The 22,110-nt window shown below is 70.2% G+C and carries 16 protein-coding genes; 8 read left to right on the top strand and 8 right to left on the bottom strand.

Features of this window, described 5'->3' with window-relative positions; all coding sequences use genetic code 11:
* The 4 genes from ACWDSL_RS40640 to ACWDSL_RS40625 form a co-directional block, all read left to right on the top strand.
* A partial coding sequence (locus tag ACWDSL_RS40640; RefSeq protein WP_450493098.1) for a family 43 glycosylhydrolase occupies positions 1 to 1,832 on the top strand: 1,832 nt, incomplete at its 5' end.
* Positions 1,832 to 3,280 (top strand): RICIN domain-containing protein, encoded by a 1,449-nt coding sequence (locus ACWDSL_RS40635; RefSeq protein WP_450493096.1) that lies wholly within the window; start codon positions 1,832 to 1,834, stop codon positions 3,278 to 3,280. The genes ACWDSL_RS40640 and ACWDSL_RS40635, both read left to right, overlap by 1 nt.
* A gap of 117 nt (positions 3,281 to 3,397) precedes the next feature.
* Positions 3,398 to 5,950 carry a beta-L-arabinofuranosidase domain-containing protein gene (locus ACWDSL_RS40630; protein WP_450493095.1) on the top strand — a complete coding sequence of 851 codons (2,553 nt, stop codon included), beginning with the start codon at positions 3,398 to 3,400 and terminating at the stop codon, positions 5,948 to 5,950.
* 73 nt (positions 5,951 to 6,023) lie between these two features.
* The gene (locus ACWDSL_RS40625; RefSeq protein WP_450493093.1) at positions 6,024 to 7,031 is read left to right on the top strand and encodes an aldo/keto reductase; all 1,008 of its coding nucleotides are present in this window, start codon (positions 6,024 to 6,026) and stop codon (positions 7,029 to 7,031) included.
* 34 nt (positions 7,032 to 7,065) lie between these two features.
* On the opposite strand, the gene ACWDSL_RS40620 is transcribed toward ACWDSL_RS40625, so the two are convergent.
* The 4 genes from ACWDSL_RS40620 to ACWDSL_RS40605 all read right to left on the bottom strand — a co-directional run bounded on the left by ACWDSL_RS40620 (position 7,066) and on the right by ACWDSL_RS40605 (position 11,667).
* Positions 7,066 to 7,881, bottom strand: a complete 816-nt coding sequence (locus ACWDSL_RS40620) for an alpha/beta fold hydrolase (protein WP_450493091.1) — start codon at positions 7,879 to 7,881, stop codon at positions 7,066 to 7,068.
* A gap of 85 nt (positions 7,882 to 7,966) precedes the next feature.
* Positions 7,967 to 8,734, bottom strand: coding sequence for an enoyl-CoA hydratase-related protein (locus tag ACWDSL_RS40615; protein WP_450493090.1), 768 nt, complete (start codon positions 8,732 to 8,734; stop codon positions 7,967 to 7,969).
* Positions 8,735 to 8,743: 9 nt separating this feature from the next.
* Positions 8,744 to 10,063: a hypothetical protein gene (locus tag ACWDSL_RS40610; protein ID WP_450493088.1), complete on the bottom strand. Its 1,320-nt coding sequence runs from the start codon at positions 10,061 to 10,063 to the stop codon at positions 8,744 to 8,746.
* Positions 10,060 to 11,667 (bottom strand): amino acid adenylation domain-containing protein, encoded by a 1,608-nt coding sequence (locus tag ACWDSL_RS40605; protein ID WP_450493087.1) that lies wholly within the window; start codon positions 11,665 to 11,667, stop codon positions 10,060 to 10,062. The genes ACWDSL_RS40610 and ACWDSL_RS40605 overlap by 4 nt, the downstream gene beginning before the upstream one ends.
* A 504-nt stretch (positions 11,668 to 12,171) precedes the next feature.
* Here ACWDSL_RS40605 and ACWDSL_RS40600 point away from each other — a divergent pair.
* The 3 genes from ACWDSL_RS40600 (at position 12,172) to ACWDSL_RS40590 (ending at position 15,536) form a co-directional block, all read left to right on the top strand.
* Positions 12,172 to 12,831: a TetR/AcrR family transcriptional regulator gene (locus ACWDSL_RS40600; RefSeq protein ID WP_450493085.1), complete on the top strand. Its 660-nt coding sequence runs from the start codon at positions 12,172 to 12,174 to the stop codon at positions 12,829 to 12,831.
* 80 nt (positions 12,832 to 12,911) lie between these two features.
* Positions 12,912 to 14,012 carry a CobW family GTP-binding protein gene (locus tag ACWDSL_RS40595; protein ID WP_450493084.1) on the top strand — a complete coding sequence of 367 codons (1,101 nt, stop codon included), beginning with the start codon at positions 12,912 to 12,914 and terminating at the stop codon, positions 14,010 to 14,012.
* 87 nt (positions 14,013 to 14,099) lie between these two features.
* On the top strand, positions 14,100 to 15,536 hold the full coding sequence (locus ACWDSL_RS40590) for an FG-GAP-like repeat-containing protein (protein WP_450493083.1): 1,437 nt from the start codon (positions 14,100 to 14,102) through the stop codon (positions 15,534 to 15,536).
* Positions 15,537 to 15,611: 75 nt separating this feature from the next.
* Here the strand turns inward: ACWDSL_RS40590 and ACWDSL_RS40585 are convergent, their stop codons facing one another.
* The 4 genes from ACWDSL_RS40585 to ACWDSL_RS40570 are packed head-to-tail and all read right to left on the bottom strand — an operon-like array spanning position 15,612 to position 19,802.
* Positions 15,612 to 16,649, bottom strand: coding sequence for a LacI family DNA-binding transcriptional regulator (locus tag ACWDSL_RS40585; protein WP_450493082.1), 1,038 nt, complete (start codon positions 16,647 to 16,649; stop codon positions 15,612 to 15,614).
* 35 nt (positions 16,650 to 16,684) lie between these two features.
* The gene (locus ACWDSL_RS40580) at positions 16,685 to 17,560 is read right to left on the bottom strand and encodes a carbohydrate ABC transporter permease (protein WP_450493081.1); all 876 of its coding nucleotides are present in this window, start codon (positions 17,558 to 17,560) and stop codon (positions 16,685 to 16,687) included.
* A complete protein-coding gene (locus ACWDSL_RS40575; protein ID WP_450493079.1) occupies positions 17,557 to 18,492 on the bottom strand; it encodes a carbohydrate ABC transporter permease in 936 nt (311 codons plus the stop codon). The genes ACWDSL_RS40580 and ACWDSL_RS40575 overlap by 4 nt, the downstream gene beginning before the upstream one ends.
* Positions 18,489 to 19,802 carry an ABC transporter substrate-binding protein gene (locus ACWDSL_RS40570; protein ID WP_450493077.1) on the bottom strand — a complete coding sequence of 438 codons (1,314 nt, stop codon included), beginning with the start codon at positions 19,800 to 19,802 and terminating at the stop codon, positions 18,489 to 18,491. The genes ACWDSL_RS40575 and ACWDSL_RS40570 overlap by 4 nt, the downstream gene beginning before the upstream one ends.
* 142 nt (positions 19,803 to 19,944) lie before the next feature.
* Between ACWDSL_RS40570 and ACWDSL_RS40565 the strand changes: the two genes are divergently transcribed.
* On the top strand, positions 19,945 to 21,942 hold the full coding sequence (locus ACWDSL_RS40565) for a beta-galactosidase (protein WP_450493075.1): 1,998 nt from the start codon (positions 19,945 to 19,947) through the stop codon (positions 21,940 to 21,942).
* Positions 21,943 to 22,110 lie beyond the last annotated feature (168 nt).

The following is a 22,110-nucleotide window of genomic DNA, read 5'->3' as shown; positions in this document are numbered from 1 at the left end:
GCGCGCCCGGCCTGGCCCACGCCGCGGGGCCGCCCGGCGCGCCGGCCGGGGCCAAAGCCGCGCCGGCCGGGGCCAAGGCCGAGCCGTACCGCAATCCGCTGGTCCTGCAGCGGGCCGATCCGCATATCGTCAAACACACCGACGGCTACTACTACTTCACCGCCACCGCACCCGAGTACGACCGCATCATCCTGCGCCGCTCCAGAACCCTCCAGGGCCTGTCCACCGCCGCCGAGTCGGTGATCTGGAGGAAGCACACCAGCGGCGACATGGGCGCGCACATCTGGGCGCCGGAGATCCACTTCATCGACGGCAAGTGGTACGTCTACTTCGCCGCGGCACCGGCCAACGACGTCTGGAAGATCCGGATGTGGGTGCTGGAGAACGCGAGCGCCAACCCTTTCACCGGGACCTGGACCGAGAAGGGCAGGATAACCACCCCGCTGGACTCCTTCTCCCTCGATGCCTCCACCTTCGTCCACCGGGGCACCCGCTATCTCGTCTGGGCCCAGTCCAATCCGGCCGTCGGCAACAACTCCAGCATCTACCTCGCCCGGATGGCCAACCCATGGACCGTCACCGGCCCACAGATGGAGATCTCACGCCCGACGTACGACTGGGAGACCCGCGGCTACAAGGTCAACGAGGGACCCTCGGTCCTCCAGCGGAACGACAAGGTCTTCCTGACCTACTCCGCCAGCGCCACCGACAGCAACTACTGCATGGGGCTGCTGACCGCCTCCGCGAGCAGCGACCTGCTGGGCCCCGCGTCCTGGGCCAAGAGCCCGACGCCGGTCTTCACCAGCAATGACACCACCAAGCAGTACGGTCCGGGGCACAACTCCTTCACCGTCGCCGAGGACGGCCGCACCGACGTCCTCGTCTACCATGCGCGCCAGTACAAGGACATCACCGGCGATCCGCTGCACGACCCCAACCGCCACACCCGCGTCCAGACCCTGCGCTGGAAGGTCGACGGCACCCCGGACTTCGGCATCCCGGTGGCCGACGCGCCCGTACGCAAGGCGAAGGCGACGTCGCGGTACACCATGACCGCGTTCACCAACAGCAGCGAGTCCAACATGTACGTCTACGACTCGCCGGACGCGCTGGCCTACACGCTGCTCAAGGGCCCGGCGTACACGCCCCCGGCCCAGCTGATCCGCGACCCCAGCGTCATCAAGCACACCGACGGCTACTACTACATCGTCTACACCACCAACTGGACCGGGAACACCATCGGCTTCGCGCGCAGCCGCGACCGGGTCAACTGGACCTTCGTACGCGACCACACCCTCCCAGTGGCCGGTCTGGAGCGCACCTGGGCGCCCGAGTTCTTCGTGGACACCAATGGCAGCGTCAACGTCATCGTCTCACTGGACACCACGTCCACCTCCGGCCAGACCTTCCGGCCGCATCTGCTCACCGCCACCAACGCCGCGCTGTCCTCGTGGACCACCCCGAAGCCGATCACCGGCCTGGACACCGCCAACTACATCGACACCTTCGTCGTCCGCTACGCCGGTCAGTACCACGCCTTCACCAAGCAGGAGACGACGAAGTACATCGAGTACGCGACGGCCACCAGCCTCGGCGGGCCGTACACCTTCCGCGGCACCGGCGACTGGGCGGGCTGGGGCAGTTGGCGCGAGGGGCCCGCGCTGGTCCATCTGGACAGCGGCGCCTGGCGTATCTACTTCGACGGCTACGCGGACCACAAGTACTACTACAGCGACAGCCTCGACGGATTCCGGACCTGGACCCCGATCAGGGAGCTGCCCGGCCTCTCCGGATTCGCCCGCCACTTCACCGTCCTGAAGGAGAGTGTGTGATGCCCGCCCCGAAGACGAGGCGCCCGCGTCTCTGGACGCTCGTGGTCGCGGTGTGCGCGGCCCTGCTGGCCCCGCTGCTGTGCGCGTCCGGCGCCCAGGCCGCCCCCGTGACCGTCCTCAACGCGACACAGTTCGCCACCACCTCGGGCGATCCGGTGCACGCCCACGGCGGGGGAGCGATCAAGGTCGGCGCGTACTACTACTGGTTCGGCGAGAACCGCAACGCGGACAACACCTTCCGCTATGTGTCCGCCTACCGCTCGAAGGACCTCAAGAGCTGGGAGTTCCGCAGACACGTGTTGACCCAGGCGACGGACCCCGAGCTGGCGAAGGCCAATATCGAGCGGCCCAAGGTCCTCTACAACCAGCGGACCAAGCAGTTCGTGATGTGGATGCACAAGGAGAACGGCACCGACTACGGCGAGGCGCGCGCCGCGGTCGCCACTTCCCCGACCGTCGACGGCGACTACACCTGGCGGGGCAGCTTCCGGCCGCTGGGCCAGCACATGTCGCGGGACATCACGCTGTTCCAGGACAACGACGGCACGGGCTATATGGTCTCGGCGGCCCGGGAGAACTACGACCTGCAGATCTATCGGCTGACCGACGACTACACAGGTGTGGCGAGCCTGGTGGCCAACCCGTGGCCCGGCGGCCACCGCGAGGCGCCCGCCCTCTTCAAGCGCGGCAACGTCTACTTCATGCTGACCTCCGGCGCCACCGGCTGGAACCCCAACCAGCAGAAGTACGCCACCGCGACCGACCTGGCCGGGCCGTGGACCGAGATGGCGAATATCGGCGACGCGACCGCGTACGGCTCCCAGACCGCGTATGTGCTGCCGGTGCAGGGCGATGGCGCGACGTCCTATCTGTATCTGGGCGACCGCTGGGGCAACTCCTTCGGCGGCAAGGTCAACGACTCCCGCTATGTGTGGCTGCCGCTGTCCTTCCCGACCTCCCGCACGATGACGATGGACTGGTTTCCGCAGTTGGCCATCGACACCGAGGCGGGCACCGTGACCGGCTCCGGCGGGCCGTACCGCACGCTGGTGGCCCGGCACAGCGGTAAGTGTGCCGATATCACCTCGGCCTCGCAGACCGATGGCACCGCGGCCGTGCAGTACACCTGCAACGGCGGCGGCAACCAGCTGTTCTGGTCCAAGGACGCCGGCGGCGGCTACGTCCAGCTGGTCGCCCGGCACAGCTCGCAGTGTCTGACCGTCAGCGGCGGCTCCGCCGACGACGGCGCGAAGGTCGTCCAGTCGGCCTGCGGCGCGGGGGCGAACCAGCAGTGGCAGGCCACGGACACCGGCGACGGATATGTGCGGCTGACCTCCCGGAGCAGCGGCAAGTGTCTGGACGTGGCGGACCAGTCCACCGCGGACAAGGCCGCGATCGTGCAGTGGACCTGTACGGGTGGCGCCAACCAGCAGTGGCGGCGCGGCTGACCGGCCCCACACCCTGTTACCGCTGGGGCTGTTGACTTCCACGGAAGTGCCGGTACCGTCGCCGTGCACAGCATGTCGGACATTGTTCGTAATTTCGAACCTCTGTGAGGGAAGAACATGAACGAACCAGTCGACAGACGGCACTTCCTCGCCACCACGGCCTCCGGTGCCGCGGCCGTCGCGCTCACGGCCGCGGCCGGAGGCACGGCCATGGCCGCCGCCCCTGCCACTTCCACCGGCCCGGCCGCACCGCGAGGCCGGGCACGGGCGCTGACCGGCGTCCGGCCGTTCCCGCTCGGCGCGGTCACCCTGCTGCCGAGCGCCTTCAAGGACAACCAGTCCCGTAACACCGCCTATCTGCGGTACGTCGACATCGACCGACTGCTCCACACCTTCCGGCGGGGCGTCGGCCTGGCGAGCGGCGCCCAGCCGTGCGGCGGCTGGGAGAGCCCGACCACCGAGTTACGCGGCCACAGCACCGGCCATCTGCTGTCCGGGCTCGCCCTCAGCTACGCCAACACCGGCGACACCGCGCTGCTGGACAAGGGCCGCAAGCTGGTCTCCGCGCTCGCCGCCTGCCAGGCGAAGTCCCCGTCGGCAGGCTACGGACAGGGCTATCTCTCGGCCTTCCCGGAGAACTTCTTCGACCGGCTGGAGTCCGGGTCCGGGGTGTGGGCGCCGTACTACACCATCCACAAGATCATGGCCGGGCTCGTCGACCAGCACCGGCTGGCGGGCAACGCCGAGGCCCTGGACGTCGTGCTGCGCCAGGCCGCGTGGGTGGACACGCGCACCGGCCGGCTCGGCTACGACCAGATGCAGCGCGTACTGCAGACCGAGTTCGGCGGCATGAACGAGGTGCTGGCCGATCTGCACGCGATCACCGGCGACACCCGGTGGCTGAGGGTCGCCGAGCGCTTCACCCACGCCCGGGTCTTCGACCCGCTGGCCCGCAACGAGGACCAGCTCGCCGGGTTGCACGCCAACACCCAGATCCCCAAGATGGTCGGCGCCCTGCGGCTGTGGGAACAGGGCCTGGCAAGCCGCTACCGCACCATCGGCGAGAACTTCTGGAAGATCGTCACCGACCACCACACCTATGTCATCGGTGGCAACAGCAACGGCGAGGCGTTCCACGAGCCGGGCGCCATCGCCGCCCAGCTGTCCAACAACTGCTGCGAGAACTGCAACTCGTACAACATGCTCAAGCTCACCCGGCTGATCCACTTCCATGCGCCCGACCGCACCGACCTGCTCGACTACTACGAGCGCACACTCTTCAACCAGATGCTGGGCGAGCAGGACCCCGACTCGGCCCACGGCTTCAACATCTACTACACCGGCCTGGCGCCCGGCGCCTTCAAACAACAGCCGTCCTTCATGGGCACCGACCCCAATCAGTACTCCACGGACTACAACAACTTCTCCTGCGACCACGGCAGTGGCATGGAGACCCAGGCCAAGTTCGCCGACACCATCTACACCTACGCGGACCGCAGCCTGCTGGTGAACCTCTTCATCCCCTCCGAGCTGCGCTGGCAGGAGAAGGGCATCACCTGGCGCCAGACCACCGGCTTCCCCGATCAGCAGACCACCACCCTCACCGTGGCCTCCGGCGCCGCCTCGCTCGAACTGCGTGTGCGCATCCCCGCCTGGGCCACCGGCGCCCGCGCGGCGCTCAACGGCACCACCCTCCCCGACCAGCCGAAACCCGGCAGCCGGCTGGTCATCGACCGCTCCTGGAAGGCCGGCGACCGCGTCGAGGTGACCCTGCCGATGGCGCTGAAGCTCGACCCCACGCCCGACGACCCGGATGTCCAGGCCGTGCTGTACGGGCCGGTCGTGCTCGCCGGGGCATACGGCAACCGCCCCAATATGACCATGCCGCGGCTGGTGAAGGACTCGGTGCGGCAGCAGTCCGGCGCCACGCTCAAGTTCACCGGCACCGCGAGCGGCGAGACCGTCACCCTGCTCCCCGTCGCCCGCGTCCACCACCAGAACTACAACGTCTACTGGCTGACCGGTGAGCCGCCCACCCCGCCGCCCGCCTTCGCCGCCTGGCACCGCTTCGACGAAACCGGCGGGGCCGGCGCCGCCGACGCCACCGGCAACGGCAAGACCGCCACGCTCACCAGCGGCGCCTCCTGGACCACCGGCAGAACGGGCGGCGCGGTCGCGCTGAACGGCACCGACGGATACGTCGCCCTCGCCGACGACCTCCTGGCCGGGGCCACCGCGTACAGCGTGGCGGCCTGGGTCCGGCTGGACGGCCAGGCCGTGGAGTGGTCCCGGATCTTCGACATCGGGACCGGCGTGACCGCCAATATGTTCCTCACCCCGCGCGCCGACTCCGGCAAGCTGCGCTTCGCCATCACCGCGGGCGGAGGCGACGCCGAACAGCGCATCGAGGCGGATCCGCTGCCGACCGGCCAGTGGACCCATGTCGCGGTGGCCTACGGCTCGGGCACCGCCGTGCTGTATGTGAACGGGCGCGAGGTCGGCCGCAACGCGACTGTCACCGTGGAGCCGCGCCACTTCGGCAACCATCTGCGCGCCGCGTACCTCGGCAAGTCCCAGTACCCCGACCCGTACCTCAAGGGCGCGCTCGACGACTTCCGCGTCTACGGCAGGACACTGACCGCGGCGGAGGTCACGACCCTGGCACAATGACCACGATTGACACCGAGGTCGAAGCAGATACGAGCACGACACGAGAACGAGAACGAGAACGAGGACGACGCACATGGTCTATCTCGCCGCCGAGGGCCGCTACGGCTCCATGCAGTACCAGCGCTGTGGCCGCAGTGGCGTGCTGTTGCCGAAGGTCTCCCTGGGCCTTTGGCACAACTTCGGCGACACCCACCCGATCGAGACCCAGCGCGACGTGCTGCGCCGCGCCTTCGATCTCGGGGTCACCCATATCGACCTGGCCAACAACTACGGCCCGCCGCCCGGCAGCGCCGAGTCCAACTTCGGCACGGTCTTCGCCCAGGACTTCCGCCCCTACCGCGACGAGCTGTTCATCGCGAGCAAGGCCGGATATCTGATGTGGCCGGGCCCGTACGGCGAATTCGGCTCGCGCAAGTACCTCCTCGCCAGCCTCGACCAGTCCCTGACCCGGATGGGCCTGGACTACGTCGATGTCTTCTACTCCCACCGCTTCGACCCGGACACGCCCCTCGAAGAGACCATGGGCGCGCTGGACACCGCGGTGCGACAGGGCAAGGCGCTCTACGCGGGCCTGTCCAACTACCCGCCCGAGGCCATCGAGCGGGCCGCCGCCATCCTCAAGGAACTGCGCACCCCGTACCTGATCAACCAGCACCCGTACTCCATCCTGCAGCGCGGGGTGGAGGGCGGGGTGCTGGAGGCATCCGCGCAGGCGGGCGTCGGTGTCATCGCCTTCTCGCCGCTCGCCCAGGGACAGCTCACCGACCGCTACCTCAAGGGGGTGCCCGCCGACTCCCGCATGGCGCTCGGACACTTCCTCAAGCGCGATGTGCTCACCGAGCAGCGGATCTCCCTGCTGCACGCCCTCAACAAGCTCGCCGAAGGCCGTGGCCAGACGCTTGCCCAGATGGCCCTGGCCTGGGTGTTGCGCGACCCGCGCGTGGTGTCCGTGCTGATCGGCGCGAGCAGCGTCGCCCAGCTGGAGCAGAACGTGGCGGTGCTCGACTCGACCGCCTTCACCGACGCCGAACTGGCCGAGATCGACCGGCTCTCGGCCGAGAACGGCGTCGAGATCCCCTGACCGTCCCGGCCGGTGTTCTTCAGCCGGCCGGCTGTCACACGGAGGTGGTGGCCCCGGGCTCGCCGAGCCCGGCGGTCCACTCCTCGACCAGCTCGACCAACGCCTCCCGGCGGTCCTCGTGCAGATAGTGGCCGCACCCCGGCCACGCCTCGACACGGGAGTACGGGTGGGTGAGCGCGGCGCGCTCCCAGTCGGCCGGCGCCTCGTTCGAGTACACACCCAGCACCGGGCAGCGGCGGCGCGCCAGATACTCCCGCGCCGCCGCCCGCGCCCCGAAGGCGTCCGGCGCCAGATACATTCCGTCGCGGCACCGGGCGAGCACGTCCGGGTCCATCGCCGCCATCAGCCGCTCATGGCGCGCCCGCACCCCGGGCGGGGTGTGCGGTCCGAAGGCCCCGCGGACGAACCGCACCGCCCACCCGGCTCCCTCGGCGCGCAGCGCCTCCTGCTCGGCGGGCAGCCGGGCCAGCTCCGCCTCGTCGGCGCCGTACGCCGGGTCCAGTACCACCACGGCCCGTACCAGGGCGGGGTGCTCGACGGCCAGCGCGGTGACGGCCTGCCCGCCCATCGAGTGGCCGACGGCGACGACGGGACCGGTGTCCAGGCGGTGCAGCAGGGCCGCGAGGTCGGCGGCGAAGTCACGCGGTCCGTAAGCCCCGTCGGCGGGCGCGGGGGAGCGGCCGTGGCCGCGCAGGTCCGGGGCGAGCACCCGGTGCCGGCGCGACCACGCGGCCAGGTGCGGTGCCCATTCCCCGGCGTCGCCGCCCCAGCCGTGCACCAGCAGCAGCGGGGGAGCGCCCGTACCGCCCTGGTCGCAGTGGAGCGGCACGGCGGACGGGCGCGTGGTCATGCTGGTTTCCTCCCGGTGGCGGACAGCTGGGGCAGATCCTGCCAGAAAGCGCTTTCCCCCGCGCTCCGTCAGCTCGGTGGCCGGCTCAGTGGCCGGTGAAGCGCGGGGCGCGCTTGTCGAGGAACGCCCGCATGCCCTCGGACTGGTCCTCGGTGGCGAACAGGGCGTGGAAGGTCCGCCGTTCGAACAGCAGCCCCTCGCGCAACCCCACCTCCAGGGCCCGCTCCACCGCCTCCCGGGCGGCCCTGACCGCGGTCCTGCCGTACGACGCGATGGCGGCGGCCACTTCCGCCGCCTCCGCCATGAGCTGGTCGTCCGGCACAATGCGGGAGACCAGACCGCAGCGCTCGGCCTCCTCGGCGTCCATCGTCCGGCCGGTGAGGATCAGATCCATCGCCTTCGCCTTGCCCACAAGACCGGTGAGCCGCTGGGTGCCGCCGATGCCCGGGATCACGCCCAGCTTGATCTCCGGCTGGCCGAACACCGCGGACTCGCCCGCGAGGATCAGATCGCACAGCATGGCCAGTTCGCAGCCGCCCCCGAGCGCATAGCCGCGGACAGCGGCGATCTTCGGGGTGCCCAGTGCGGCGAACCCCTCCCAGCCCGCGAAGAAGTCCTCCTCGGACATCTCGGCGTAGGACTTGGCCGCCATCTCCTTGATGTCGGCGCCCGCCGCGAAGGCCCGCTCGGACCCGGTGATCACAAAGCAGCCGACGTCCGGGTCGAGGTCCAGCGGTGACAGGGCCGCGACCAGCTCCGTCATCACCTCGCTGTTCAGCGCGTTGAGCACGGTGGGGCGGTGCAGCCGCGCGGTGACCACACGCCCATGTTGTTCGATCTTGATGACGTCCATGGTGTCTCCCTACGAGTCCCAGATGGCGCCGTACGCGGGGATCCCGCGGCGCTCCATGCCCTGGACGACCTGCCAGGTCAGCTTCTTGTTGGAGATGCAGATCACGGCCTCGGCCCCGAAGTCGGCGTACGCGGCATAGGCCAGCTCGACCATGTCGGGCTTGCCGTGTTCGGAGGTGTCCCAGATGAGCGCGTCGGGCTGGACGGCGAGGATCTCGTCGACCAGCCGGTCGCCGTAGGTCCTGCGCGGATCGCGGGTCGCCCAGACCAGACGGGCCGGAACCGCGCGGGCCAGCAGATGGGGCAGACAGGGGCCGATGCCGCTGCCGGTGGCCACATAGACCACCTTGGTGAACAGGGTCTCGATATTGGCCACGCCCGCCGTGGTGATGCCCTTGACCCAGACGTGGGAGGGCGCGTCGTCGATGAACTTCCCCGTCCAGTCCCCGGCGCGGGAGACGGTGAGGCGGAACCCCGACTCGCCGGGGGCGGGCACATTGGCGAACGAGTGCCACTCCAGCAGCGGGTTGCGGCTGATGGCCGTGGACGACCCGGCGAACGGCGTCACGCCGTGGTCGAAGCGGACGAGCGCCACATGCGAGGAGGGGCGCTCGATGGCCACCGGCACCCGGCGCAGCCGCAGCCACGGCAGGGCGACGCTGAAGGTCAGCACGGCCACGGTCCACAGCTCGGGAGCCGTCAGCAGGGCGGCCGTGGCGGAGGCGCCACCCCGCTCGTCGAGCATGGTCAGCACGGTCTGCGCCCACAGCAGCGCGAGCGCCGCCCAGCCGCCGAAGCGGTGTGCCTTCTCGAAGTGGTCGTGGAACCGAGCCCGGAAGGGCGGCAGCGCGGTGGCCACGATGGCCAACAGCAACCCCAGCAGCGCGTACGAGACGGTGAGCGTGGCGGCCGGGGCCCCGTGCCGGGTGAGCGAGCCGACCAGGGCCAGGAACCACAGCGCGCCCGCGGTGGCGCCGCCGACGTGCAGCCCACCGAAGTGGTAGACCTTGGCCAGTGTCCAGCGGATCCGCAGCGGCCAGCTGGTGGGCGCCGCGGTGGCGAGCCGGAACAGCAGATTGATGACGTACTGCTGGCGGACCACGATCGCCAGCAGGAAGTTCGCGAGTGCGGCGTGGGAGAGGGTCCGCGGCCCGAGCCCCCCGTCCGCACGGGCGGCGAGGAAGACCAGATTGACCGCCCATACGAGCGCGATCAGTCGGTTGTGGTGCATCAGGCGCGGATGCTTGAGGATCCGCCGTGGCAGCGATGTCGGTGGCGGCAGCGCCACCTTCGCCCGGGGCGCCGGGGCCACGGTGCGGGCGGGGGTCACGACGCCACCTCGCCACTCGTCCGGCGCTCGGCGGCCAGCTGCAGCAGGGCCGCCTTGTCGACCTTTCCACGGCTGGTGAGCGGTAGCGCCGCCATTGGGTGCACCGCCCGCGGTACGCAGTAGTAGGGGAGCGCGGCGGCCACGGCCCGCCGTGCCGCTTCGGGGTCGAGCTGGGCGGGCGAGACGAAGGACACCAGGCCGGTGTCGTCCGGTTTGAGCGTCACCGCGCGGGCGCAGCCGGGCAGCGACTCCAGCACCGCCGACACCGAGTCCAGCTCCACCCGGAACCCCCGCACCTTCACCTGGTCGTCGGTCCGGCCCAGGTGTTCCAGCTCCCCGTCGGGTGTCCAGCGGCCCAGGTCGCGGGTGCGGAACATCATCCGGCCCCCGCCCAGGAAGGGATCGGACACATAGCGCTCGGCGTTCAGCGCGGGGTTGTGCAGATAGCCGGCCGACACCCCGTCACCGCCGGCCCACATCTCACCCGTCTCGCCGATGGCGCAGGGCCTTCGGTCCGGGTCCAGGACGTACACCGTGTTGTTGGGGGTCGGGCGGCCGATGGTCAGGCGCAGCGCGGCGGGATCGTGGCGCTGCATGGTGTTCACGATGGTGGTCTCGGTCGGTCCGCACGCGTTGTAGAAGGTGCAGAAGCGGGCCCACCGGTCGGCGAGCCGGCGCGGGCACGGCTCCCCGGCCACGGCCGCCACCTTCACGCCTCGGCACTGGTCGGGGTCGATCCGGCTGAGCACGGTCGGAGTCGCGATGACCACGTCCACCCGCCGTACGGTCTCGGCGATGTCCTTGCCGCGGATGACCAGGGTGGCGCCGTGGCTCAGGCAGCCCAGGATCTCCCACGCGGCCATGTCGAACGCCACATTGAGGATCTGGCTCACCCGCGTCCCGGGGCGCATACCGAGGTCGCCGGGTTCGGTCAGCAGGATGTTGCAGACGTTCCGATGGGTGACGGTGACCCCGTTGGGGCGCCCCGTGGTGCCGGAGGTGAAGAGCACATAGCAGCCGTCGTCGCCCCGGACGGGCCGGGCGGGCCGGAACGCCACCGTGTCCCCGCTGCTCACCGTCATGGTGTCGATGGCGACGAGGACATGGCCGTCGGGCACCGGGATCCGGTCCGCGAAGCCGGAGGTCGTGAGGATGACGCGGGTCCGGGCGGTGCGGATGACGTGGTCGAGCTGGGCGCGGGGGGCCAGCCCGGCGTCCTGCGGCACATACGCGGCTCCGGCCTTGAGCGTGGCCAGCAGACCGACCAGCATGGGGATGGAACGCCGTACGCATAACGCCACGTTGTCGCCGGGGCGCACACCGAGCCGGGCCAGGTGCGCGGCCAGCCGGTTCGCCTGCCGGTCCAGCTCTCCGTAGGTGATGGTGGCGCCGAGGTGTTCGGCCGCGACGGCGAGCGGATCGGTGGCGGCCTGCCGTTCGAAGGCGTGGTGGACACCGGCCCAGGGCACGGCTGCCACCGGCCCTCGGCCGAACCGCTGGAAGAGATGGCGGTCGTCCTCGGACAGCCCGTGCAGCGGATGTGTGGACCAGACGGGTGCCGTGGCCTGTTCGCTCGGTTCCTGGTGCGTTGTTTCCGGGTGCATCGTGTCGATTCCTTCCACGGTGACAGGGCCCAACCGCCGGTGCGCGCGGTCGTGTCCGGGCAAGGGGGCGCGCCGATCGGCGCACCAGGCGTAATGTTCGGTATTTCGATCAATGTTCGACTGAACGAGCCCAGGGCGTGCCAGGACTGGCGGGTATGGGGGAGGAGCGCGTGCCGTGTGTGTCGAAGAGTCGGCGCTCCGGCGCTGAGCGGTTTGCGCGGGGCCCGGCCCGGGCCACACGGGCATCGTGTGGCGCAGGTGCATCAGCCGTCTCTCTTGTTGAGAGCTTAAGGACGTGGCGGGTGGCTGCGGAAGACGGCTGATAGGCGCAAGTCGGCCAGGATCCCACTAGAGCCCGGTGGTGCCAAATGGTACGGCTTGCGGTGTTGATGCCGACCTGGCGTCGGTACGAGCGCGATTGCGGACGAGGAACGCGTCGATGGCCGGGCCGGTGTCGCGTGGCCGAGACTGGTCAGGTCCGGGCAAGGGTTACGGTTGCGTCCCATGAGCGGCGAGACGGGCTTGCGGGAGCGCAAGAAGCAGCGGATGTACCGGACGATCTCCGAAACGGCGATCTCGCTGTTTCTGGAACGGGGCTTCGACCAGGTCTCCGTCGCCGATGTGGCCGCCGCGGCCGAGGTGTCCAAGCCCACCTTGTTCCGGTACTTCCCGGCCAAGGAGGACCTGGTGCTGCACCGCTTCGCCGACCACGAGGACGAGGCGGCCCGGGTGGTCCGGGACCGCGCGGCGGGACAGTCGCCTCTGGCCGCGCTGCGCCGGCACTTCCTGGCGGGGCTTGAGCGGCGCGATCCGATCACCGGCCTGAACGATGTGCCGGGCGTGCTGGACTTTCAACGGCTGCTGTACGGGACGCCCAGCTTGGTGGCCCGCATGTTCGAGTACATCAGCAGATCGGAGGAGGCGCTGACCACCGCGCTGAGCGCGATCGGGGGACCGGAGCCGGATGACGTCGCGGCGCCGGACGACGTTACGCCACGCCTCGCCGCGGGCCAGATCATCGCGGTCCAGCGGATCCTCGGCCAGGACAACTGGCGCCGGATCGAGGGCGGTGCGAGCGCCGACGAGGTCTACCCGGGCGCGGTGGCCGCCGCCGACCGCGCCTTCGCCATGCTGCGTACGGGGCTCGCTCCGTACGCCGGATAGGATGAGCCGTCGCAGCCGCGCGCCCACGAGTCGCCGCATACGCATCACCGCAACGCAATCACCGCAACGGAGTCGCAACCTTGGCCACCAGCCGGATCCCGGTCGTACTCGTCACTGGTTTCCTGGGCTCCGGAAAGACCACCATGCTCAACCACCTGCTGCGCGGCAGCGTGGACACCCGCATCGGCGTCATCGTCAACGACTTCGGAAGCATCAACATCGACGCGATGGCCGTCGCCGGTCAGGTCGACTCCATGATCCCGATCGAGAACGGCTGTCTGTGCTGTGCCGCGGACTCGTCCGAGATGGACGAGATGCTGGCCCGGCTCACCGAACCGGCGCTGGGCATCGACGTCATCGTGATCGAGGCGAGCGGCCTCGCCGAGCCGCAGAGCATGATCCGTACGCTGCTCTCCAGCGAGAACGAGCACATCGCGTACGGCGGACTGGTCGAGGTCGTCGACGCCGTGGAGTTCGAGCACACCCGTGAGCGCCACCCGGAGCTCGACCGGCATGTGCGGGCAGCCGACGCGGTGGTGCTCAACAAGGCCGACCGAGTTCGGGAACCGGAGCGCGCCCGGGTGCTGGAGACACTTGCCCGTATCGCCCCGGGCACCCCCGTCGTCACCGCCGAACACGGGCGCGTCGACCCCGGCTTCCTCTTCGACCGCGGCCCCGGCGCGCCGGACGAGGAGCGGTTCCACCAGCTCTCCTTCGCCGAGGTGTGCTCGGACGAGGACGACTGGCACGAACACCTCCACGCCGCTTACCAGAGTGTGGAGTTCACCGCCGACCGGCCGCTGGATCCGCGCCTGTTCATGGAATTCCTCGACGGCCGGCCCGCCGGGCTCTATCGGATGAAGGGTTTCATCCACTTCGCCGCCCCCGGACACGGCGAGAAGTTCGCCCTGCACGCGGTCGGCTCCTACCTCCGCTTCCAGCCGTCGGACTGGGCGCCCGGCGAGGCCCGGATGACACAACTGGTGATGATCGGGGCCGGAATCGACGCCGAGGCCCTCACCAAGGAGCTGGCGGACTGCGTGGCCGCCGCCCCGGAAACCGTCGGCGACCACCACATGATGGGTGTCCTGCGATACGTCCTGGAGCCGGCGGACGGGCCGGACACGGATGAGCCGGACGTCGCGGAGCCGGGCCCGGCCGACGCGTCACACATGGATTGATCGCGCCCAGCGCACAACCGTCGCCGCCTATCAGTAGTCCTCCAGGGTGTACCCGAGATGAACCCTGTACCAACAGCAGGAGGACTTGTGCGTCATCGCTCCATTGCTACCGCCGTGCGCTGCGCGATGGTGGCCGCACTCGTGACCGCCCCCGCCTTACTGTCCACTTCAACCGCCGGCGCCGCCGAGCAGGGTGCCACCGGCACCTCCCTCGCCGGGGCCGCGCCGCGGGCCGACTTCGACAAGGACGGCCACCCGGACCTCGTCGTCTCGGCCCCCGCCGCCACGGTCGGCGGCAAGACCCGCGCCGGCTATGTCGCGGTGGTCTACGGCTCGGCCACCGGGGCGGACACTACCCACCGGCAGATCATCAGCCGGGCGACCGCAGGCGTCCCCGGCGACCCGGCGGCCGAGACGTGGTTCGGCTACCGCACGGTCGCCCGGGACCTGGACGGCGACGGCTACACCGACCTGGCCGTGCAGTCTTCCGGTGACTCGCCCGTCACCGTCCTGTGGGGCTCGGCGGGCGGGCTGACGGGCGGCACCGCCCTGTCCGACGCGACCAGCACCGACGACGGAATCCTGGCCGGCGGCGACTTCAACGGCGACGGCCACGCCGACCTGGTCGCGGAGGGCACCGGCGAGGGCGAACTGCGCGTCCTGTACGGCCCGTTCACCCGCCAGGGCGCCGCGGCCGGCGCGAACACCCTGAACACCGGCCGTACCTTCGGCCCGACCGAGATGATCGCGGGCGACATCAACGGCGACGGCTCCGACGACCTGGTCACCACCCACGCCTTCGAGGAGATGTCCGAGGCGAGCCTGTACTGGAAGGGCGGCGCGAGCGGCCTGGGCTCGGCGCCGACCCGGATCGACCACGCCGCCTCGGGCACCATCGGCGACGTCGACAAGGACGGCTACGCCGACCTGATCATCCGGACCGTCCCGGGCAACGTGGTGGAGAACCTGCCGTACGACCACGGCACCATCAAGGTCCTCTACGGCTCCGCGAGCGGCCCCGGCGCCACCCGCACCAAGGTCATCGACCAGAACACCGCGGGCGTGCCCGGGGTGAACGAGGACGGCGACCAGTTCGGCTACTCGCTGAGCGCCGGTGACGTCAACGGCGACGGGTACGCGGACGTCGCCGTCGGCATCCCGTACGAGGACCTGGACGGCGGGGTGGACGCGGGCAGCGTCGTACAGCTCTACGGCGGCGCGGGCGGTCTCAGCGGCACCGGCGCCCAGGCGTTCACCCAGGACACCGCGGGCGTCCCGGGCGCCGCGGAGGCCGGGGACCACTTCGGCGCGGCCGTGCGGCTCGGGGACACCGACGGCGACGGCAAGGACGACCTGGCCGTGGGCGCGCCCGACGAGGACGGCACCTACACCTCGAGCGGCGCGGCCTGGGTGCTGCGTGGCGGCACGGGCGGGCTGACCACCACCGGGGTCGTCTCGTTCGGGCCGAACGCGCTGGGCGGCCCCGAGGCGGACGCGCAGCTGGGCCGCGGCTTCGCGCGGTAGCGCGCCGCCACACGGCCGCACAGCGAGGAGGGGGCGCGGGCACCGCGACACACACGGTGCCCGCACCTCAGCGCCTCAGGCCGATTCCCGGATCACGAGTTCGGTGGGGAGGATCACCCCGGACGGCTCCTCGCCGCCGATCTGCGCCAGCAGCACCCGCACCATTTCGGCGGTGATCCGCTCCCACGGCTGGCGGATCGTGGTGAGGCCGGGGCTGGTGGCCAGCGCGGCGGGGGAGTCGTCGAACCCGGCCACGGCGACGTCCTGCGGCACCCGCCGCCCGCTCCGCCGCAGCGCGGCCAGCACGCCCTGGGCCATCAGGTCCGAGGCGACGAAGACGGCGTCCAGGTCCGGCGCCCGCGCCAGCAGCTCGGCCGTCGCCCGATCGCCGCTGGCACGGCTGTAGTCGCCCGAGACCACCAGCTCCTCGTCCGCCGCCAGGCCCGCCGCCGCGAGTTCTTCGCGGTATCCGGCGAGCCGGTCGACGCCGCCGGGGGTGTCCAGCGGGCCGGTGACGGTCGCTATGCGACGGCGGCCGCTGTTCAGCAGATGGCGCACCATGTCGCGGGCCCCGGCGCGGTCGTCGGCGGCGACGTAGGCCATCCCCGGGCTCTGGACCAGCGGTTTGCCGCAGGCCACCAGCGGCACCCCGGCCTTCCGCAGCCGGGTGGCGAGCGGGTCGCCGGAGTGGCTGGAGACCAGCAGCACCCCGTCGACATGGCCGCCGGTCAGGAAGCGCGTGATCCGCCGCCGCTCCGGTTCGTCGCTCGCGCTCATCAGCAGCAGCGTGATGTCGTGTGCGGCCAGCGCCTGGGTGCAGCCGCGCAGCAGCACACTGAAGTTAGGGTCCTCGAAGAACCGCTCCTGCACCTCGGTGAGCAGGAAGGCGACCGAGTCCGACCGGCCGGTGATCAACGAGCGGGCATGCCGGTTGACGACATAGCCCGTCTTGCGGATGGCGGCGTTGACCGCCTCCTGCGCCGCCGGGCTCACATAGTGCCCACCGTTGAGGACGCGCGAGACGGTGCCGCGCGAGACTCCGGCCTCGCGCGCCACGTCATGGATGGTCGGTGGCCGTCGTCGGCCGGGGGTGCTGTTGCCGGTACGGCTCATGCGCGTTCTTGTCTCTCCAGATATCGCTTCGTCGGTCAGGACTTTACGGCCCCGGAGAGCAGATCCAGACTCCAGAAGCGCTGGATGACCAGGAACAGCGCGATGAGCGGGATGATGGCCAGCAGCGCTCCGGTGATGACGAGGGTGTACAGGGCCGGAGTGGCGGAGCCCTGCCGCAGCAGGGTGAACAGCCCCAGGGTGACGGGGAACTTCTCGTCGTCGCCGAGCATGATGTACGGCAGCAGGAAGTTGTTCCAGATGGCCACGAACTGGAAGAGGAAGACCGTGACCAGGCCGGGCCGCATCATCGGCAGCGCCACCGAGCGGAAGATCCGCCACTCTCCCGCCCCGTCCATCCGCCCCGCCTCGACCATTTCGGCGGGGACGGCCGCGGCCGCGTAGATCCGCGCCAGATAGATCCCGTACGGCGACAGGATGTTCGGCAGCAGCACCGACAGATAGGTGTCGGCCATGTCGGCCTTGGCCAGCAGCAGGTACTGCGGTACGGCGAGGATCACCGGGGGCATCAGCACCCCGGTCAGCAGGACGTTGAAGATGGCCTCGCGGCCGCGGAACCGGTAGCGCGCCAGGGCGTAGCCGGCCAGGGCGGAGACGGCGCAGGACAGCAGCGCGCCGAGCCCCGCGTACACCAGCGAGTTGGCCATCCACCTCCAGTACACGCCGTCGCGGTACGCGGACAGGTCGGCGATGTTGTCCGCGAATCCGGTGCCGGGCAGGAAGGTGAAGGTGGAGAAGAGCTCGCCTCCGCTCTTGGTGGAGGCGATCGCGACCCAGGCGACCGGCAGCAGGCAGTAGAGGGCGCCGAGCAGCAGCACGGCGGTGGGGATCCAGGAGGCGCGGCCGTGGCCGGCCGTGGTGGCGGTGGTGGCGGTGGTGGCGGTGGTGCTCATCGGGCGTCTCCCTGACCGGTACGGGCGCCCGCGAACTTCAGGAATCCGAAGGACAGGACCAGGGTGACGACCGCGATGATCAGCGAGGTGGCGGCGGCCGCGTTGAGATCGCCCTCGACGAAGGCCTTCTGATGGACATCCATCAGAGGGCTCCAGGTGGTGGAGACCGAGTTGGTGAGCGGCTTGAGGGTGGTCGGTTCGCTGAACACCTGCACGGTGGCGATGATCGAGAAGAAGAAGGTGAGCACGAGGGACGGGACCACCATGGGGATCTTGATGCGCAGCGCGATCTGTATCTGGGAGCACCCGTCGAGCCGCGCCGCCTCGTAGACCTCGGCGGGTATGGACCGCAGCGAGGTGTAGATCACGATCATGTTGAAGCCGGTGCCGCCCCACACCGCGATATTGGACAGGGACACATAGAGCCCGTTGCCGTCCAGCAGTTCGGGCCGCGGCAGCCCCGCCTTGTCGAGCAGATAGTGGAACGGGCTCACATCGGGCAGATAGAGGAACCCCCACAACAGCGCGGCGACCACGCCGGGGATCGCGTACGGAAGGAAGATCGCCAGCCGTGAGAAGCCGCGGAGCAGGGTGTCCTTGCGGCCCCGCCGGTCGGCGTCGAGCAGCAGCGCGAACAGCAGGGCCAGGCCCAGCATCGTGGGCACGACGATCAGGCCGTATCCGAGGACGCGCCGGGCGCCGTCGAGCAGTTCCGGGTCGTGCAGCGCGTCGGTGTAGTTGGAAAGACCGGCCCACACCTCCACCCGGGCGCCCTTGCCAAGGCCCAGGCCCTTGACGTCGATCTTGCGCAGGCTGAGGTAGAGGGCGTAGCCGATGGGCAGCGCGAACAGACCGGCGAACAGGAGGATCGCGGGAAGGAGGAAGACATAGGGGGCGCGGCGCGGACCGTGCCCCGTGGGGCGCAGCGTCACTCGGAGACCTCGAAGCCATGCTTCTTCAGATCGGTGACGGTGGCCTGCTGCATGGCCGTCAGCGCGGCGCCGAAGTCGGACTTGTTCTTGGCGGCCTTGCCGAAGCTGTCGTTGAAGGACGCGTATGCGACGTTGACGTTCGGCCCCCAGGCGGCGGGTGCGATGCCCTCGGTGATCTTGGCGACCTTGGCGTAGAAATCGGGCTGGTCGGGGAAGAAGTCGGGCGCCTTCTTCAGCGCGTCGCCATTGTGCGCGGTGGTGGCGGCCGGGTAGACGTTGCACACCTTCACCAGCGCGGCGACCGCCTTCGGGTCGGTGTTGAGCCACTTCGCGAACTTCGCGGCGGCGTCCTTGTGTGCGCTGTCGTTGGTGACGGCGGTGGAGGAGCCGCCCCAGCTGCCGGTCCAGTTCGAGCCCTTGCTCCACTGGGGGAGGGGCGCCATCGCCCATTTGCCCTGGGTGTCGGGGGCCGCGGTCTTGAGGGTGCCGGGGGCCCACACCGCGCTGACCCAGGCGATCTGCTTACCGGTGTTGAGCGCCTTGTTCCAGGCCGGGGTGTACATCGGCTGGTTGTCGATGGCCCCCTCCTTGACCAGGCCGCCCCAGAAGTCGGCGACCTTGCGGGTGGGGGCGCCGTCGATGGCCACCTTCCACTTGTCGCCGCGGGTGGTCCACCAGCTGGCGCCGGCCTGCTGGGCCAGGCCCGCGAAGAGCCCGGAGTCATTGGCCGAGAACGTGGTGAGGGCTTTGTCCGGGGCCTTCTCCTTGAGCTTGCGGGCGGTGGCCGCGAACTCCTCCCAGGTGGTGGGGACCTGGAGGCCGTACTGCCGGAACAGGTCCTTGCGGTAGTAGAGCATCATCGGCCCGGAGTCCTGGGGCAGGGCGTAGACCGCGTCCGTGCCGAGGGTGACCTGGCGCCAGATGCCCGCGGCGAACTCGCCCTCGGAGTCGCCCACCTGACCCGATATGTCGGCCAGCACATCGTTGCTGACCAGGGTGGGCAGCGCCTGGTACTCGGCCTGTACCAGGTCCGGGGCCTTATGCGCCTTGGCAGCTGTGATGATCTTGGTGACGAGGTCGTCGCCGGACGCCTGCTTCTTGACGGTCACCTTGATGTCCGGGTGTTCCTTGTTCCAGATCGCCGCGACCTTCTCGAGGTCGGGTGCCCAGGCCCAGTACGTCAGCTCGACCGGACCGTCCGAGTCGGCCGAGTCGTCGGACGAACCGCAGCCGGTGAGCAGGGCGGTGGCCGACAAGACGGCCGCGACCGATACCGCGAGGACACGAAGGTTGACGGGGTGATGGTTCACGAATGCCTCCCTGGGCGATCTGTGAGCGTTCACAGTAGAGAAACGCAGACGACGCTTGTCAATGCTCGTTGCCATGCGGTTATCTGGGGGCGGCCGCTGCTCTGTGGTCTGTGTACGTTCCCAGTGATTCCCAGGAGTTGCGATGGCTGGCCTCGCCTATGGCGGCGACTACAACCCCGAGCAGTGGCCCGAATCCCTCTGGCCCGAGGACATCCGGCTGATGCGCGAGGCCGGGGTCACCATGGTCAGCGTCGGGATCTTCTCCTGGGCGCTGCTGGAACCCGAGCCCGGACGCTACGACTTCGGCTGGCTGGACCGGCTGCTCGACCTGCTCCACGAGGCCGGTGTCGCCGTCGACCTCGGCATCCCCACCGTGGCCCCGCCCGCCTGGTTCTACCGCGCCCACCGCGAGGCGCTGCCGGTCAGCCGGGAGGGCGTGCGCTACGAGTTCGGCTCACGCGGCGCCATCTGCCACAGCTCGCCCGCCTACCGCCGGGCCGCGGCCGCCATCACCGAACAGCTCGCCCGGCGCTACGGCGACCACCCCGCGCTCGCCCTGTGGCATGTGCACAATGAGTACGGAGTGCCGGTCAACGCCTGCTACTGCGACACCTGCGCGGACGGCTTCCGCCACTGGCTGCGCGAGCGCTACGGCACCCTGGACGCGGTCAACGACGCCTGGGGCACCGCCTTCTGGGGTCAGCGCTACGGCGCCTTCGAGCAGATCAACCCGCCGCGCGCCACCCCCACCGTCGCCAATCCCGCCCATCGTCTCGACTACGCCCGCTTCGCCGACGCCACCATGCGCGCCAACTTCACCGCCGAGCGCGACATCCTGCACCGGCTGTCCCCCGGCACCCCGGTCACCACCAACTTCATGACCGCGTTCAGCCAGTGCGACTCGGTCGACTACTGGGCCTGGGGCCGCGAGGTCGACCTGGTCACCAACGACCACTATCTGATCACCGACGGCCGCCGCACCCATGTCAACCTCGCCATGGCCGCCGATCTGACCCGCTCCGTCGCCGGCGGCGCGCCCTGGCTGCTGCTCGAACACTCCACCAGCGGCGTCAGCTGGCAGCCGCGCAACCCCGCCAAGCGGCCGGGGGAGATGGCCCGCAACAGCCTGGGGCATGTGGCCCGCGGCTCCGAGGGCGCGCTGTTCTTCCAGTGGCGTCAGTCACGGCACGGCGCGGAGAAGTTCCACTCGGCGATGGTGCCGCACGCCGGCACCGACAGCCGCGTATGGCGCGAGGTCGTGGCGCTCGGGGCCGACCTGGCGAACCTGGGCGAGCTGCGGGGCAGTCGTACGGTGGCCGACGCGGCGATGGTCTGGGACTGGGAGTCCTGGTGGGCGCAGCGGCTGGAGTGGCGGCCGAGCGAGGACCTGGACGCGCGCGAACGCGCCGACAGCTTCTACGAAGTCCTCTACGACCGTCACCTGACCGTCGACTTCGCCCACCCCGAGGCCGATCTGAGCCGCTATCCGCTCGTCGTCGTGCCCGCCCTCTACCTCGCCACCGCACGTGCCGGGGACAATCTGCGCGCGTACGTCGAGGGCGGCGGCACCCTCGTCGTCTCGTGTTTCTCCGGCATCGTCGACGAACACGACGCCGTTCACCCCGGCCCCTACCCCGGCGCGCTGCGCGATGTCCTGGGCCTGGTGGTCGAGGAGTTCTCCCCGCTCATCGAGGGCGGGCGGGTGCGCCTGACCGGCCCCGGCGGTGCCGAGCTCACCGGTGACGTCTGGTCCGAGATCGTGGTGCCACGTGGCGCCGAGACCGTATGGACCTACGCCGACGGCTTCGCCGCGGGTCACCCCGCCGTCACCCGCCACCGGCTCGGCCGGGGCACCGCCTGGTACCTCTCCACCCGGCTCGCCCCCCACGACCTGGCGACCCTGCTCGCCCCCGTCTGCGCCGACGCGGGCCTCGCGGACCGCCCCGACCTGCCCCGCGATGTGGAGGTGGTGCACCGCACCGGCGACTGTGGCAGCTACCTCTTCGCGATCAACCACGGCGACACCGACACCAAGGTGCCCCACCCCGCGCCCGGCACCGAACTGCTCACCGGCGAGCGCAGTGCCGGACACCTCGCGGTGCCCGCGGGCGCCGTCCGCGTGCTGCGCCTGGACGGCTGAACGACCGCAATTCCGCTCACGCCCCTCCCCCCGCTCAGTCTCGGCGCGCTCCAATGCGCGGGCTTCCCTCGTCACTGCTCGCTCCTCCGTCGCTGCGCGGCTCCTCAGTCCAGCCCGCGCAGCGCGCCAAGACACGCTCATACCCCACTCGCTCATTGTCGAAGGGAC

The sequence above is a fragment of the Streptomyces sp. NPDC000941 genome (genome assembly GCF_053599555.1).
This window is presented reverse-complemented; position numbering and strand designations above follow the sequence as displayed.